This window comes from Alginatibacterium sediminis, assembly GCF_003610775.1.
In the GTDB taxonomy this organism is placed as follows: domain Bacteria; phylum Pseudomonadota; class Gammaproteobacteria; order Enterobacterales; family Celerinatantimonadaceae; genus Alginatibacterium; species Alginatibacterium sediminis.
On sequence record NZ_RAQO01000009.1, the window covers coordinates 19,237 to 35,926 of the forward strand.

13 protein-coding genes are annotated in these 16,690 nt (G+C 44.5%); 12 read left to right on the forward strand and 1 reads right to left on the reverse strand.

Annotated elements, in window-relative coordinates; translation table 11 throughout:
• Positions 1-272 precede the first annotated feature (272 nt).
• The 6 genes from DBZ36_RS16460 (at position 273) to DBZ36_RS16485 (ending at position 7,928) form a co-directional block, all read left to right on the forward strand.
• On the forward strand, positions 273-1,937 hold the full coding sequence (locus tag DBZ36_RS16460) for an ABC transporter substrate-binding protein (RefSeq protein ID WP_120356068.1): 1,665 nt from the start codon (positions 273-275) through the stop codon (positions 1,935-1,937).
• A 107-nt stretch (positions 1,938-2,044) separates the two neighbouring features.
• Positions 2,045-3,031, forward strand: a complete 987-nt coding sequence (locus tag DBZ36_RS16465) for an ABC transporter permease (protein WP_120356069.1) — start codon at positions 2,045-2,047, stop codon at positions 3,029-3,031.
• The gene (locus tag DBZ36_RS16470) at positions 3,028-3,960 is read left to right on the forward strand and encodes an ABC transporter permease (RefSeq protein ID WP_120356070.1); all 933 of its coding nucleotides are present in this window, start codon (positions 3,028-3,030) and stop codon (positions 3,958-3,960) included. The genes DBZ36_RS16465 and DBZ36_RS16470 overlap by 4 nt, the downstream gene beginning before the upstream one ends.
• Positions 3,957-4,973, forward strand: coding sequence for an ABC transporter ATP-binding protein (locus tag DBZ36_RS16475; RefSeq protein ID WP_120356071.1), 1,017 nt, complete (start codon positions 3,957-3,959; stop codon positions 4,971-4,973). Before DBZ36_RS16470 ends, DBZ36_RS16475 begins: the two co-directional genes overlap by 4 nt.
• Entirely contained in the window at positions 4,958-5,932 is a 975-nt protein-coding gene (locus DBZ36_RS16480) for an ABC transporter ATP-binding protein (protein WP_120356072.1), read from the forward strand. The genes DBZ36_RS16475 and DBZ36_RS16480 overlap by 16 nt, the downstream gene beginning before the upstream one ends.
• Positions 5,933-5,987: 55 nt before the next feature.
• Positions 5,988-7,928: a beta-N-acetylhexosaminidase gene (locus tag DBZ36_RS16485; protein WP_120356073.1), complete on the forward strand. Its 1,941-nt coding sequence runs from the start codon at positions 5,988-5,990 to the stop codon at positions 7,926-7,928.
• Here the strand turns inward: DBZ36_RS16485 and DBZ36_RS16490 are convergent.
• Positions 7,914-8,993: a patatin-like phospholipase family protein gene (locus DBZ36_RS16490; protein ID WP_120356074.1), complete on the reverse strand. Its 1,080-nt coding sequence runs from the start codon at positions 8,991-8,993 to the stop codon at positions 7,914-7,916. The two genes, DBZ36_RS16485 and DBZ36_RS16490, sit on opposite strands and share 15 nt — an antisense overlap.
• 218 nt (positions 8,994-9,211) lie before the next feature.
• Between DBZ36_RS16490 and DBZ36_RS16495 the strand changes: the two genes are divergently transcribed.
• The 6 genes from DBZ36_RS16495 (at position 9,212) to DBZ36_RS16520 (ending at position 16,674) form a co-directional block, all read left to right on the forward strand.
• Positions 9,212-10,297 carry a LacI family DNA-binding transcriptional regulator gene (locus DBZ36_RS16495; protein WP_120356075.1) on the forward strand — a complete coding sequence of 362 codons (1,086 nt, stop codon included), beginning with the start codon at positions 9,212-9,214 and terminating at the stop codon, positions 10,295-10,297.
• Positions 10,298-10,489: 192 nt separating this feature from the next.
• Positions 10,490-11,749: an ABC transporter substrate-binding protein gene (locus tag DBZ36_RS16500; protein WP_120356076.1), complete on the forward strand. Its 1,260-nt coding sequence runs from the start codon at positions 10,490-10,492 to the stop codon at positions 11,747-11,749.
• A 73-nt stretch (positions 11,750-11,822) separates the two neighbouring features.
• Positions 11,823-12,761, forward strand: a complete 939-nt coding sequence (locus DBZ36_RS16505; RefSeq protein ID WP_120356077.1) for a carbohydrate ABC transporter permease — start codon at positions 11,823-11,825, stop codon at positions 12,759-12,761.
• Between the two features lie 2 nt (positions 12,762-12,763).
• Positions 12,764-13,576 (forward strand): carbohydrate ABC transporter permease, encoded by an 813-nt coding sequence (locus DBZ36_RS16510; RefSeq protein ID WP_120356078.1) that lies wholly within the window; start codon positions 12,764-12,766, stop codon positions 13,574-13,576.
• Between the two features lie 152 nt (positions 13,577-13,728).
• On the forward strand, positions 13,729-14,736 hold the full coding sequence (locus DBZ36_RS16515; RefSeq protein ID WP_120356079.1) for an asparaginase: 1,008 nt from the start codon (positions 13,729-13,731) through the stop codon (positions 14,734-14,736).
• A 123-nt stretch (positions 14,737-14,859) separates the two neighbouring features.
• Positions 14,860-16,674 carry a diguanylate cyclase gene (locus DBZ36_RS16520; protein WP_120356363.1) on the forward strand — a complete coding sequence of 605 codons (1,815 nt, stop codon included), beginning with the start codon at positions 14,860-14,862 and terminating at the stop codon, positions 16,672-16,674.
• Positions 16,675-16,690 lie beyond the last annotated feature (16 nt).

Here is a 16,690-nt window from a genome sequence, read left to right on the forward strand (position 1 = left end):
TTAAAATGACATTTTTAGTTTGATTAGGTGTTCTCAATCTAAGCTAAACGATTGAAATATAATGTTTAAAATAAACTTTTAACGTTTTTGACGAAACCCGCAAATTGCTTAACGAAATTAACGATATGAAATGTTGATTCGCATCGAGAAATAACTTTAGCTAGTAGGGCAGGCCAAGCAATAATATCGCATGGTTTGTATCTTGTTCTTGGTTGGGGCGCAGTGCATTTAGCCGAACCGACACCTAAGTTAAAATGATGAAAGGATGCAATATGTTTAATAAGCTCTCAATATTAGGGACTGCAGTACTCATAGGTTTAGGTACACTAGCTAGTGCAGATTCACTCGCAGCTGAGCGCAGTGAACTGACATTAGTTGCTGAGCAACGAACCGCTTGGGACCGTAACTTCAACCCCTATTTAACCGCAAACAAGCGAGCCACCACGTTTCAATTTATTTATGAGCCCTTGGTTGTATTCAATGCTTTAAAAGGCAATCAAGCTCACTACCGACTTGCGACCGCCCACGAATTTTCGGATGATCTAAAAACGATTCGTTTCACCATCAGAGACGGGGTTAAGTGGTCCGATGGCGAACAATTTAGTGCCAAAGACGTGTTGTATTCTTTCGAACAAATCAAAAAAGACCCCGTTTTGGATACGCAAGCGTTAGCAGACCGTATTGAGTCAGTAAGTATTGAAGGTGAAAATGTAGTCGCGATTAAGCTTAAGAATGTGGATACAACCATTGCGAATAAGATTGTTCGAGTGCCAATTGTACCGCAGCATATATGGTCTCAGATAGACTCCCCAACTACCTTCAAGAATGAGACGCCAGTTGGAACCGGGCCATTTACTGAAATCGATAGTTTCACCGCTCAGCTCTATGTACAGTGTGCCAATCCTCATTATTACGATGCTGAAAATCTCGATATTGATTGTTTGAAAATGCCTCAAATCGCTACCAATGACCAGTTATTGGCTGCGGCGATTAAAGGAGAGTTAGATTGGACATCATCGTTTATTCCAGACATTGATAGGGTTCTAATCAGTGCTAACCCAAGTTACAACTATTGGTATCCAGCTGCAGGTTCTGCGTCTTTCTTAGTTAATTTCAAATCACCTAATCCTGGCAACCGCGAAGCCTTTAATGATATAAATTTTCGACGCGCGTTTTCAATGACAGTAGATCGTCAAGCAGTAGTTGATATTGCGGGTTATGGTTACTGGTCTACAAACCAATATGCTTCTGGATTAGGCGAGCAATTCGCGAGCTGGAATAACCCTCAAGTTGATGCCGAGTTTGGTCAATACAATCGTTATGATTTGGAGGGTGCTAAACAGCTTCTAAGCGATGCAGGTTACAAAGATACCGATGGTGATGGTTTCTTGAATACGCCAAGTGGCGCAGAAATTAGTTTTAAGGTGATTGTGCCTAACGGTTGGAGTGACTTCGTCTCGACAGCCCAAATTGGCGTGGAAGGACTGCAAGAATTGGGAGTTGATGCTAGTGTCTCAACGCCTGAGTTCGTCACCTTAACTGAAAACATGAAATCTGCAGATTTTGACGCGGCATTTACGAATTACTTTGGTGGTGCAACCCCGTATCGCTATTTCCAAACTGGCTTCCATTCGTCAATGGCTGATAAAGACCGCTTTGGCGCCCATCACTACGCAGACCCTGAGCTTGATAGCTTAATTGACTCCTTCACTAAGACTGCTGATAGCGCAGAACAAGTGAAAATCATGCAAGATATTCAATACCGAATAGGGGCCAATCAAACCACTATCCCTACCATGAGTACAGTATATCTTTATCAATTTAATGATAAACGATTCAGTGGCTGGTTTAGTGAAGCGAACCCACAAGCGGTGCCAGTTGTATGGCCAGATCAACCAGAGCGTTTACTACACGTTCTTGCACTTAAACCAAGATAGTCCACTTATTTAGTTCTACCTTCCTCTTTTGAGGCGTGGAGACACGCCTCCTTTTTTAAGGCACCTTAGCGCTTGATTGGCTAAGTGACTATAGCTTGAGGCTCACTATGGGATTTATTCTAAGACGCCTGTTTTTTTATCTTGCCGCATTTATGGTGGCTGTTGTGATCAACTTCATGCTGCCTAGATTGATGCCTGGCGATCCTGTTACCGCAATGCTCGGCGGCCGCGGAGCAATGATGACCTACGATCAAATCGAAGCGCTTCGTCAAACCTTTGGGTTTGTTGATGGCCCCTTAATTCAACAATTTTTTAGCTACGTTAGCAGCGTTTTCCAAGGAGACTTAGGCACCTCCGTTCAATCGTTTCCAGAAACGGTAAGTACCATTTTGGGCAGAGCCTTTGGTTGGACTTTGTTTCTGACCGGTGCGGGCACCTTGCTTGCTTTTATCGTCGGGAGTTTGCTTGGGATTTTGGCTGCATGGAACCGTGGTGGTTGGTTTGACTCAATTGTCTCGCCACTGTCGCTTATTTTACAAGCAACCCCGCAGCTTGTTTTTGGTTTGTTGTTTATGTTTGTGTTTGGCGTGACTTTGCAATGGTTGCCCTCGGGCTATGCTTTTAGCCCTGAGCTCACCCCTGAATTTTCGTGGTTGTTTATATCTGACGTAGCGGCGCACGCTATCTTACCCGTGTTCACAGTCTTTATTGTTCAGCTCGGAGGATTTCTAATTCCGATGCGCAACAATATGATCAATTTGCTCAATGAAGATTACATCACCATGGGCAAAGCCAAAGGCCTGAGCCAATTGCGAGTGATGCTCAATTATGGCGCTCGTAATGCAGTGTTGCCGAGCGTTACGTCGCTTTCGATGGCATTGGGTATGGTGATTGGCGGTGCAATGGTTGTTGAAGTGATATTCAACTATCCAGGCTTAGGTACGGTTCTTTACAACGCCATACTCGCTCGTGATTATCAATTGATACAAGGCCAGCTATTAGTGATGACTTTGTTCATGTTGTTCTTCAATTTTATGGCCGATATTTTATACCTGTTTTTAGACCCTCGTTTGAAGCATGGAGGTAGCGCATGAACTTTCTCAAGTTGTTGCTAGGGAACCGTAAAGCTAGTATCGGATTAGTCATTGTATTGTTCTTTGTGGTGCTGTCTGTTGCTGCGCCCCTATTTAGTGACTACTCACCAACAAAGCGTGTCTCTCGACCCCATCAAAGCCCTAGTGCCGAACATATCATGGGGACAACACGCATGGGCAGAGATGTGTTTGCTCAACTCGCTTATGGTGGCAGAACGTCGCTAGCGGTGGGTTTTGGGGCTGGCGCCTTAGTTATCGTATTGGCAATTGGTTTTGGTATTACCGCCGGTTATTTTGGCGGTGTGGTTGACGAAGTGCTTAGTTCAATGATGAACATCATGCTGGTTATTCCTCAGCTGCCGCTGTTGATGGTGCTCGCTGCATTTATTGGCGAAGCCAGCCCGCTGGTCATTGCCATTATTATTGGCTGTACTTCCTGGGCCTGGAGTGCGCGTGTGATACGGGCGCAAACGATGGCTATACGAGAAAAGGAATTTGTTAGTGCCGCTCAAGTGTTAGGTGAGCCGGCGTGGCGCATCATCTTGGTTGAAATTTTACCTAATCTTATTTCTATCATTGGGGCTGCGTTTATTGGGGCGGTTATCTACTCCATCATGCTTGAAGCCACGTTGGAGTTTTTAGGCTTAGGTGACCCAACGGCAGTCACCTGGGGAATTATGCTTTATAACATGTCGAATACCTCAGCGATTTTAATTGGCGCATGGTGGGAAGTAATTGCACCGTGTATCGCGATTGCAATGGTGGGTGCAGGTCTAGCCTTGATGAACTTTGCGGTTGATGAGATTGCTAATCCAGCGCTACGTTCACACACCGGTCTAAAACGTTGGAAGCTTAAACAAGCGCAGCGCAAAAAGATTTTGGAAGCAGGCAAGCAATCACTAGCCAAACAACAGCAGGTGCCATTATGAGTCAGCAATCAGCTTTATTGCAGGTCAATAACCTATGTGTCGACTACATTACTGACGCTGGCGATGTTCGAGCGGTTAGTGACGTGAGTTTTGAAATTGCTCCAGGAGAGGTGTTTGGGCTGGCTGGGGAGTCAGGATGTGGCAAAAGTACCGTGGCATTCTCTATTTCTAGATTGCATAAACCACCGGCGTTTATTAGCGAAGGTGAGGTGTTATTTGATGGTAAAGATGTATTAGCTTTTAGTGATCAGGAATTACAAGCGTTTCGTTGGGCTCAATGCTCTATGGTGTTTCAAAGCGCCATGAATTCACTCAACCCAGTACTGAGAGTTGAGGAGCAGTTTTGTGATGTGTTGATGGCGCATGAAGATATAAGTCGCGCACAGGCAATATCACGTGCCAAGGAGCTGTTGAATATCGTTGATATTCACCCTGACCGATTACGTGATTATCCTCATCAGTTTTCTGGCGGTATGCGGCAACGTTTGGTTATAGCAATAACCTTGGCCTTAAAACCCAAGCTGATAGTGATGGATGAACCAACCACCGCATTAGATGTTGTTGTGCAACGCGAAATTTTACAAAAGATCTATCAGCTTAAGGAGCAATTTGGGTTCTCTATTCTATTTATAACCCATGACTTGAGTTTGATGGTCGAGTTTTGCGATCGCATTGGCATTATGTACGCTGGTGAGCTTGTAGAAGTCGCTCCGGCAAAGTCGATATTTAAACAGCCTTTACATCCATACACCTATGGTTTGGGCCAATCATTTCCACCAATGTTGGGTCCTAAAAAACGCTTAGAAGGAATACCGGGACATCCTCTTAACCTGCTAGAGGTACCAGAAGGTTGCCGTTTCCAAAGCCGTTGTGAGTTTAAACACGCTCGTTGTGAACGGGTGGCTACCTCTCTCAAAGAACTGCAACACCAACATTGGGCTGCTTGCCACCGCCATGACAGTGCCCTCGCCCCCATTACTGCTGAGGAAGTTAGTTTATGCAAACAGCAATAATCGAAGCCAATAATATTGTTAAAGACTTTGAAATAAGCCGCCAAGGCCTGCAGCGTAAAAGCATGAGAGCCTTAAACGACGTCAGTTTTAAACTGCATAAAGGCCGTGCTCTAGCAATCGTTGGTGAGTCCGGTAGCGGCAAATCCACGGTAGCTAAGATTGTCGCCAAAATGCATAAAGCCAATGCAGGGCAAGTCTTGTTTAATCAACGTGATATCAATGAATTTAAGGGCCGTAAAGCCGAACTTGAGTATCGCAGTAATGTTCAAATGGTGTTCCAAGACCCTTTTGGTTCGCTCAACCCGGTACACACTATTTTTCATCACGTAGCGCGGCCCTTGCTCCTGCACAACAAATTCAGTAAGCATGAGCTGCGTGACAAAGTTGAGTTTATTCTTGAGCAAGTGGGTTTAAATCCAGCCAGCGAAACGGCTCAAAAATATCCGCATCAGCTCAGCGGTGGACAACGCCAGCGAGTCAATATTGCTCGCAACCTTGCGGTTGGTGCACAAGTGATGTTGGCTGATGAACCAACGTCGATGTTAGATGTGTCTATTCGTCTTGGTATTCTAAATCTTATGGAAGAAATGAAATCGGAACAAGACCTTGCCATGATGTACATCACCCATGATATCGCTACTGCACGTTATCTTGCTGAAGACATTGGAGTGATGTATGTAGGGCATATGCTGGAATGGGGCGATACTGACGAGGTCATTCATCATCCTCAACATCCCTATACTCAGTTATTGGTGTCAGCGGTGCCCAATCCAGAACAGAGTATTCATGGCGGCACGCTCGCTGAAGAACGCGGTGAAATTCCACTGTGGACACCGCATAGTCGCGGTTGTCCTTTTGCAGGACGCTGTAAGCATGTCAGTGAGCAATGTCGCCAGCAGTTACCGCCGGTGGTAGCCTTAAGCGAGCGCCATTTTGTTCGCTGTTTTTTACATAGCTAGTCGTCAGAAATAACAATCCGGGCAGACTTAGTCCGTGGCAAATTTAGGTGGAACAATGAAAGCACTGCGGTTAAACGTCACTTTGCTAAAAAATGAAATTGGCGAACAGGAATTAAGCATCACGCTGATCAATGATAGTGATGCGGTGATAAAGCCGATGAGCTTGCACATAGATGTTGCGCGTTGGACAGACAGCTTAGAACTTAGTCAGCCTAATCGTGGCATTGAGGACAAAACTGAAAGCCCAGTGTTCTCGCAAATCGGCTCGCATTTGGTTATTCCGTTTACACAGTCAGTTACCTCCAATTCGAGCCTGTGTTGGCGTTTACTTACGCGACAAGCGGCTTATTTGCGTCTCAGTGATTTTCCAAGTAGTAGCTATTTAAATTTCGAACATAAGCAAGTTCAACTGGTGATGGAGCTGAATGTAGAAATCTTGCAAGACAGCCCCAAAATTGAAGCATGTAAACTTAAGCCTGCCGGTCGAGACATCATTGTTCCTGAGCCTGCAAAACTCGACTATATCGAACAAACCATCGTTATAACGTGGCCACTGCGTATATTGTGTGAGTCGAATGAAACACTTTTAGACCAACAGTTGGCCTGGGTTTCGAGGCAGAATGCGGGTTTAACTTTTTGCAATAGTGATGCCGGAAAGGTTGGGAATGGCGATATATTACTTTCTTTTGAATACGATCAAAGCCTAGAAACAGAGGGGTATACCCTGGAGCTACAAGGGCAAAACTGGCACATTGCATGGTCCAGCGAGAGCGGTCGGTTTTACGCTTTGGTCAGCTTGTCTCAGTTACTAATGAATCAACCCGATGTCATTGAAGCTCAATTGATTCAAGACTGCCCTAGATATGACTATCGCGGACAAATGCTTGATTGTGCACGTCATTTTCAGCCCCTTAATCGTATCAAAATGCTGCTCGATTGGATGGCTTTTTACAAATTGAATCGTTTCCATTGGCATTTGACCGACGATGAGGCATGGCGTCTGGAGATCAAGGCTTATCCTCAGTTATGTGAAATAGGAGCCTGGCGCGGAGAAGGACTAGCCTTGTGTTCTCAATTTGGTAGTGGTGCTGGCAAAAGTGGCGGTTATTATACCCAGGCTGAGGTTAGCGATATTTTGAGCTATGCGGCAATGCTTCAGATTGAAGTCATTCCTGAAATTGATATTCCTGGCCATGCCCGTGCTGCAATTCTGGCGCTACCAGAGCTACTTGTAGAAGCTCAAGACCAATCAACATACCAGTCAGTCCAGTTCTATAACGATAATGTGCTTAACCCTGGTTTAACTTCGACACTTGAATTTCTTGAAACTGTACTTGACGAAGTCTGTGTTCTTTTCCCAAGTTCTGTTATTCATTTGGGGGGTGATGAAGTACCAAAAGGAGTATGGCAACACTCGCCTGCGGTAAGTGAACTGGCGATTGGTAAGCAAAAAACGGCCGAAAGCTATTTATTTCAGCATTTGCAACAACATCTAAATCAGCGCCAGCGGCTACTTGCTGGTTGGGAGGAGATTGCCCACCATCAGCTTGATACAAGTGCTATTGTCTATGCTTGGAATGGAATTGAAGTTGGCCTCGAGTGCGCAAACAAAGGCTATCGCGTGGTGCAGTGCCCAGCGCAACATGCCTATTTGGATATGGCCTGGGATAACAGTCCACTCGAGCCAGGATTTCACTGGGCCGGTACTATCAACCTCAAACAAGCTTATGAATGGCAGGCTAGAGACTCTAGTTTGAGCCAAGCGCAGCAGGCTTTAATCATTGGTACTCAGAGTCAGCTGTGGAGTGAGCTTATTACGACTAAAGAGCGCTTCGAATACATGGTGTTTCCTCGAGTTTGCGCAAACGCTGAAGTGGCCTGGAGTTTAGATACTAAGCAAAACTACTTACACTTCAGCACTAAACTGAATCACCATCAACAGTATTGGAAGTCCCGTGATATTCAGGCCAAGTACCTTGAACTAGAGAAAGGGTAGTGGGCGAATATCATCGAGGTTTGGCTGCTCTAGCCAGACTTCGAATTCATCAGCAAGCTGGTGGCTTTTCTCGAGTACCGTTTGCCAGTATGGCAAGCGTTGCTCTGGACTTAACTCGCTAAAGTCTTTGCGGTCCGATATTTTCCCATAAGGTAGCGACTTCACCAGCTCAGAGCTTGGGCAGATCATCACCACATTCCGATAGTGTTTTTCGCAAACAGGACGCTTCAAAGATTTATCAAACCAGCCAGCTTTAACTTGCGCTTGGAAATGCGGATATAAGGTTAGAAAACCATCCTTCGTCGGGTCTGAATTTAAGCCCACATCAAGATCAAAGTGATAATCAACAATGCCACCATCACGATAGATACCTGGCCCTGCACCCGGAATATCTCTTACACTTTCAAGCACCATCGGTATTGATCCCGAAGCCATCAGCGCCGAGAATAAGTTCTGCTGGCTTAGTTCGACATTCTGAGTTGGGATTTGATAGGGGTCGTTGATTGTTAATTGACTCTGCGGGTGAGAAAACAATACTCGCTGATACTGGCGTTTAAGATGACGACGATTTAAACGATTAAGTGCAAAGCTTTGAGCTAGACCGAGAACTTGCAACGCGGGTTGATCGCAGGCAACGAGTCCAAGACAGCGAGCGACGACAAAATGACTATGAAACTTTGTATTGCCCAGTATTTCACTAACGCCATTGTTTCCTAGAACATAGTTTAGCAATTGCTGAGCGTGATCGGTGATTTCACGAGCACTTGGATTAGCTGAATAGACAGTAGTGGAATAACGTTGTGCCAGACGCTCAATTGACCCCACTGGATCGGATTGGCTTAAACTGGCAAATCGGAATGCCCCTGCGGAAGAGCCCAGCAATTCAATGGGGTGGTCTATATTTTGTAACCATGACCCAAATAGAAATTGATCTAAACCTTTTAGAATAAACCACTTAGGGCCGCCGCTTGCCCCAAGTACAGCACCAAATAGCTCGGCCTTGAAGCCGTGTTTGGCAATGGTCGCTTTGGCTTGTGAGCCGGCGTAGATTTCGAAAGCGGGCATTGTTGTCCTTAACTGTGTGCGTAAATCTTAAGGGTAACTTTTTCTCATAAGCCGCAACTAAAATCCAGCGCGGCGCAAAATGTTTGCCCAAATAAGTAGGTCTAATGATGAAATTTTGTAAGCCAAATCTCATTATCGGGGTAAATATTTACTAAATTGTTGAGATTTGTTAACGACAAAGGCTTAATAGACAAACGATTAACTGAACGGACTTTCTGATGACAACGATTAAAGACATTGCACTCGCCGCTGGTGTTTCAAGCGCGACCGTTTCTCGAGTGCTCAATGCCGATACCAGTTTGTCTATCAGCGAAACTAAGCGGGTTCGTATTCACCAGATTGCTAGTGATATGGACTACAGTACGCCTCGTCAGCGAAGGGCTGGACAGCATCCAGCTGCCGATCTTCCGTTCATCTCGCCACCCAAAAATGAGTCCAATAAAAAAGGTTACAAGCTGGCCGTCATGCACTTCTTGTCATCAAGTGACGAGCTGCAAGACCCTTACTACATTTCAATTCGTATGGGTTTAGAGCAACGTTGTGAGAGTGAAAAAATTGCACTAGAGCGTATTAACAAAAGCCAACTATCTGAATACAAAGATTTTATATCAAGTGTCGATGGTGTTGTTGCAATAGGTCGCTTTGAGAAACACGAAATTGAGTTTGTTTGTGAGCACGCCAAATATGTGGTGTTTGTGGATGCTTGTCCTGATATTGATGGAGTTGATTCTGTCGTGTTTGATATTGAACGGGCAATGAATCGGATCATGGACGAGGTATTTAAACGAAGCTTTGAAGTGGTGGCCTTTGTTGGTGGACATGAAAACTTCAGTGAGTTTAATACGCCGCTTGGAGAAATCCGCCGAAAGGTGTTTGTAGAGCGCATGCGAGAGCAAGGTCTGTTTCAATCAGACTACTGTTTGGTTGAAGATTTTAGTGTGGAATCTGGCTATCGACAAGCCCAACAGTTACTTAAGTTGAATCCCTTACCTGAAGTCATCATTGCAGCGAGCGACTCAATGGCTGTCGGCGTGTTGAGAGCCTTACATGAGCAAAGCATTTCAATACCAGAGCAAATCTCAGTGATTGGTCTCAATGACATTCCAAATGCTGAGCATTTAGTTCCTAGCCTTACCAGCATGAAAGTTTTTACTAAAGAAATGGGTTCTGCAGCCATTGATTTGTTCTTTCAATATCAAGCGGGTCGCCGCGTTGCTGCCAATATCAGTTTGGCAACCAGTCTAAGTTGGCGACAAAGCTTTCCTAAAAACCTCGACTTTGTCGATCCAAAGCAGCTTTGCTGACCGAGCGATCAGTTTCAAAAGATAATCTGTGAACAGTGCCACTTTTTAGTAAAAAACATTTAATTACTAAATAAATCTGTTACGCGTGTCTAAAAAGATAAATCTTTACTAAATATTCTATTGTTTTACTTAAAGTGATCTTTAATACTGAAGACGTTTTCAAAACCCTACAAATATTGGAGTAATACAATAATGACTCACGCTATGGTGAAAGGAATTGTCGCAACAGCTGTTGGTTTTTCAATGGCAGGTGCTGTTGCACAAGCTACCGAATTATCTGTTTGGGCATGGGATCCAAACTTTAATGTAGCAATCATGAATGAAGCCGGTGAACGTTATACCGCTATGCATTCAGACGTTACGGTTAAAGTTGAAGATACGGCCAAAGATAGCTTAGAACAAAAACTCCACACAAGTTTGGCTTCTGGTATGACTAAAACCTTGCCAGATATTGTGCTTATCGAAGATTACAACGCTCAGAAATACTTACAGGCCTATCCTGGTGCATTCGCAGCCATGGAAAAAGTAGTTGATTACAGCAGCTTTGCCCCTTACAAAGTCGATGTGATGACCATTGGCGATTCAGTTTATGGCATCCCATTCGATACGGGTGTAACGGGTATGTATTATCGTACCGACATCCTTGCTGATGCGGGTTTTACTGCTGAAGACTTGCAAGACATTACCTGGGAGCGCTTTATCGAAATCGGTAAAGTTGTGAAAGAAAAAACCGGTAAAGAAATGCTAGGTAACGATCCTAACGATCCAGGCCTTATCCGTGTGATGATGCAGTCTGCTGGTAGCTGGTATTTTGATAAAGACGGTAACGTTGATATCAAAAACAATGCTGCACTTAAAGAGTCATTAGAATTGATTCGTGACATGACTAAATCTGGAATTGCTCGCCCAACGATGGGTTGGTCAGAATGGGTTGGTACCGTTAATAGTGGCCAAGTGGCTAGTATTACTACGGGTGTTTGGATTACTGGCTCAGTGAAGTCTAATCCTGATCAAAGTGGTTTGTGGGCTGTTGCACCAACACCTCGTTTAACCGTTGAAGGCGCAACACAGACGTCTAACTTGGGTGGTTCTAGTTGGTATGTGCTTAACAGCTCAGAAAACAAAGATGCTGCCATTGCCTTCCTAAATGAAATCTATACCCAAGACAAAGAGTTCTACCAAAAAATATTGGTTGATCGCGGTGCAGTTGGTTCTTATTTAGGTGCTGGTGAAGGTGCGGCTTACCAAACTGAAGATGCATTCTTTGCAGGTCAAAAAGTTTACTCTGATTTCTCTGATTGGACTGCTCAAATTCCTAAAGTGAACTACGGCATGTACACCTATGAAGCTGATGCAGCGTTGTCCGCTCAACTACCTGCTTTGTTGCAAGGTACTGATGTCGACACGGTTTTAGAACGCATTGAGCAGCAGTTGAAAAACCAAATCCAATAGCCCTAAAACGTAGTCTAAAATGCCCAGCAACTATGCTGGGCAGTGTCTCCACCTTTGAACACAGGTTGCTCCTATGTCTAGTTCTGTTTCACAGCAGCTCTCTTCTGCTCCAGAAAACCCTAAAAAGAAGCAGGGTTCTCATGGAAGCTTTCATCGTTTTTACGACATCAATGGATGGACCTTTGTCGGCGGTGCGGTAGCGCTAGTTGCCCTATTTATGATCTACCCAATTCTAAATTCATTATGGCTTTCATTGCATTCTGGGCGAGGGATTGTGACCGAGTTTGTGGGTTTTGGTAACATCACCCGACTGTTTAACGATCCGGTTTTTATCAAAGCACTTAGTAACACCTTTATATTCCTAATTATTCAAGTGCCGGCAATGATTCTATTGTCGCTGGCGCTTTCGTCTTGTCTGAACACCCCTAATCTGAGATTTCGAGGTTTATTCAGATTAGCGATATTCTTGCCTTGTGTTACTTCGCTGGTCGCCTACTCGATTCTGTTTAAGAGCATGTTCTCTTACGAAGGTATCATCAACGCTTCGTTGCTTTGGACCGGCATCATTAGTGACCCAATTCCTTGGCTGACGGACCCTTTTTGGGCCAAAGTAACCATTATTTTAGCGATAACCTGGCGCTGGACCGGCTACAACATGATTTTCTATTTATCAGCGATGCAAAACATCGATAAATCAATATACGAAGCTGCTCGCTTGGAAGGTGTTGGAGCAATAAAACAGTTCTTTTACATTACTGTACCTTTGCTTAAACCGGTGATTCTCTTTACCACAGTCATGTCGACAATTGGTACCTTGCAGTTGTTTGACGAGGTGATGAACATAACCCAAGGTGGTCCGGCAGACAGTACGATGACCTTGTCGATGTACATCTATAACTTGTCGTTTAAATTTGTACCGAACTTTGGATATGCAGCTACGGTGTCTTATGTAATCGTATTTTTTGCCGCGATATTGGCGCTTCTTCAATTCAAAATGGCGAAGGATAAGTAAACATGAACAAACATAAGTTTTCTCGCCTCGCTTTGTACGTATTTTTAAGTATTAGTGCATTTGTGTCTTTGTTTCCGTTCTATTGGATGCTGGTCTCTAGTACTAATTCAACGGCGGACATTAACTCTGGAAAGTTGAGCTTTGGTTCGTCGTTAATGGAGAACCTTACCAAGCTAAATACGCAGGTCGATTTGGGATTAGTGTTTTATAACACCTCCAAAATTGCGATTTTGAGTACTGTCTTTACCTTGATTATTTCGTCAATGGCCGGCTATGGCTTTGAAGTCTACAAAAGCCGAAATCGTGACAAGGTCTATAATGCCTTGTTGCTGACAATGATGATTCCGTTTGCTGCACTGATGATTCCTTTGTTTACGATGATGGCCAAAGCCAATTTATTGGATACTCACTTTGCAGTGATGCTGCCAACTATTGCATCAGTGTTCATCGTATTCTATTTCCGCCAGTGCACTAAGGTGTTCCCTAAAGAGCTCATTGATGCGGCGCGCGTTGACGGCGTTAAAGAGTGGCGGATCTTCGTGTTTGTATATTGGCCAGTGATGCGTTCAACCTACGCGGCGGCATTCATCATCGTGTTTATGACGTCTTGGAACGCGTTCTTGTGGCCTTTGATTGTCTTGCAATCAGCAGAGCTAAAAACAATTAACTTGGTGCTATCGTCATTGTCATCGGCATATTTCCCTGATTTTGGGGTGATTATGGTCGGTACCGTAGTCGCCACTATCCCGACCTTGGCAGTATTCTTTGCCATGCAGAAACAATTTGTAGCGGGGATGACTGGGTCAGTTAAATAACTTCCGACTTGGTAACACAAGAACTAAGCCACCTTCGGGTGGCTTTTTTATGGGCGGTGATCGTACCGGCGGCTAGTCGTCACCAGCTTGATTGCTAGATATTGGACTTTGTTGATAAGCTATACGATTGTTATTAAAAGGATCTTAGACTCATGGACGCCAATCCCTGCCTGATAGAAGTTTATCGAAACGAGCTCGTTGAAAGCCGTCATCGCGGTGCCTTTTGCGTTGTTGACCAGCATTCAAATGTTGTGTTGAAGGCCGGGGATATTGAGCAAAAAGTGTATCCGCGTTCCGGGGTTAAGATTATTCAAGCGCTTCCATTAGTCACCAGCGGCGCCGCAGACTATTTTGGGTTTACGGACCAAGAGCTCGCTTTAATTTGCTCATCCCATGGCGCCGAGTCTGAACACATTGAAATACTAGCGTCTATATTTGACAAAATTGATGTTGATCCGAAGGCTTTGGAGTGTGGGATTCACTGGCCAATGTTTGAAGCGGCTGGGCGAGAACTCGCGAGACAAGGCTTGCATGCAGATGCTCGACATAACAATTGCTCGGGCAAGCACGCGGGTTTGTTGGCCATGGCAAAATATTCCAAACATCCCTTACAAGGCTATTCTCAACTCAGCCATCCTTTGCAACAAATTATTCGTCGGCAATTTGAAGACTTAGCCCAGCTGAATTTATCGCATGCTCCGGTAGGCATTGATGGCTGTTCAATTCCAACTTGGGCAATGCCACTACGAAGTATTGCTGAGATGATGCAGAAATTTTCTGAGCCTAGTCGTATGAACGATAAGAAACTGGGGGCGGCAATGGCACGTTTAAGTCATGCGACTCGTCATCACCCGCACATGGTTGCAGGGACACAGCGTTACTGCAGTGTAATGATGGGGGCCTTTGCTGAGGACATTTTTGTCAAGATTGGCGCGGAAGGAATATTCTGTGCTTTCGTTCGCAGCCAAAAGCTTGGGATCGCAGTCAAAAGTGATGATGGGGCCTTTCGAGGTGCTGAAGCCATCTTATCTGGAATTCTAAATAAGCTTGGCGCGATCGATGAGCGAACGTTGAAACAAGCCGGATGTGAGGACTTACTTCAGCCAGTTATCCGCAACCATAAGCAAATAGAAGTTGGTCATGTTGAGGTTTGCTTTTAGCAGATCCTTAGCCTCGAATATGTTAATCTGATCGGCTTGAAAGCTTGATGTTAATTGAGCTACATCATTTTAACCGGGTAAACCCCGCTAAGTTATTGTTAGTTCACAAAGGATGTGAGTGGTTTGTTGAAAAGCATTGTGCGGGTTAAGCACATTTCGGTCTTGATTTTTATTTTATTGTTCCAGTTGGTCACGGCCAATCTTGCGTTTGCACTTCCGGCTTTGAAAATCGATAATACTACTAATAACCAGCGCTTGGAAGGTCATTTTAAAATATGGCACGATCCTGCCGGTGGCGCTTTATTATCTGATGCTCGGCAAGCTGCAGCAGATGATCGGTTTAAAACCTTAGAATCAAAAGGCTCCACTGGATCCAAAAGTGGGGCAATATGGTCTCGCTTTCAACTTCACAACACGGGTGATAGTCCCCAACGCCTGTTTCTAGAATATGTTGATCATCAGTTAGTTTTTCTCGATGGATATCAGAGAAACTATGGTAATTCCGAGTTTAAACTAGTTGCCCACCAATCGATGTTAGAACCCTTTTCTGAGCGATTGATTAGTCACCCTCGATTCGTTAGCTTTGTAGAAATTGGTGCTGGTGAAACCCACGAATTCTATTTTCGTTTTGCTTCCGATCCCAAAGGTTTTGTCTATCCAGATTTACGACTCTGGCAGCCAGACAAGTTCCGTTATGTTCAGAGTATAGAGCAACTTGGAATAGCGTTGCTGGTTGGTGGTTTATTACTGATTGCCATCATCGCTTTAGTCGGTGGTTTTGCAATAAAGGACCGAATCTATTTTGCCTACTTCTTTTATGCTTTGGCAAAAGTAATCGTTTGGCCAACAGTGCTGGGTTATACCCACATGTACGTACTGCGAGATAGTTTCCACTGGAGCTATATGTCCTTGTCTGGTGGTATCACTATCTTCGCTGGGTTAGTTTTTGCACGAGAATTTCTAGATACAGCAAAGAAAACCCCACGCTTAGACAAATTATTGTGGCTGATGATCTTCAATTCATTATTACTCATTGGTGCAGCGCTTATGCGTGATTCTGCCATGGCTACTGGATTGATGACGCTGGCCTTATTGCTTTATCCAATTATCTCGGTGATAGCACTGCGCCGCTGGGCACAGGGATCGACCAATGGCATGGTCTATTCGTTAGCATGGCTAATTTTGGTGAGTGGTCTGTTCGCGCAAGGCTTGCGAGATTTAGGCTTCGTTGAGCATAATTTTGTAAGCTATTATTGGCCTATTGTAGCGAGCTATTTGGAAATGATAGCTATTAGTTTGGCAATGGGAGTTCATCTTTACCGCTTGCGTCAATCAAAAGAGCTAGCAGAAAAAAGCTATCGACATCGCTTGGAAACAACTAAAGAAGAGCTTGAGCGGGTGGTTCTTGAGCGCACTAAAGAATTGCAATTGGCTAAACAAACCGCAGAGCTCGAAGCGCGCACCGACTCTTTAACCGGGTTGCGAAACCGGCGCAGTTTTTTTAAAGATGCTCAATCAATGCTGAGTAGTTGCCAGCGTAATCGTCAATCAATGGCAATCTTGATGTTTGATATCGACCACTTTAAAACGATTAACGATACCCATGGCCATAGCTCCGGTGATGTTGCATTGCAAACGTTTGCAGCAAGCATTAGCTCCGAGATAAGAGAGTCGGATATTTTCGCACGTATTGGCGGTGAGGAATTTGTATTGGCGATCCGAGCTGAGATAGCTGTAGCTCATCAAAGTGCCGAGCGCTTGCGTAAGGTGACCGAACACATTTATGTTAATGCGGGCGTGGTTCAGTTTAAGTTCACCACCAGTATTGGGATCGCGATGATTGAGGACGATGATACGATTGAGCAAGTACTCAATCGTGCTGATAAGGCTCTTTATCAAGCAAAACGCCTAGGAAGAAACCGCTCTATGGTTGCTTAAGCTTAAGTTTTCGAAA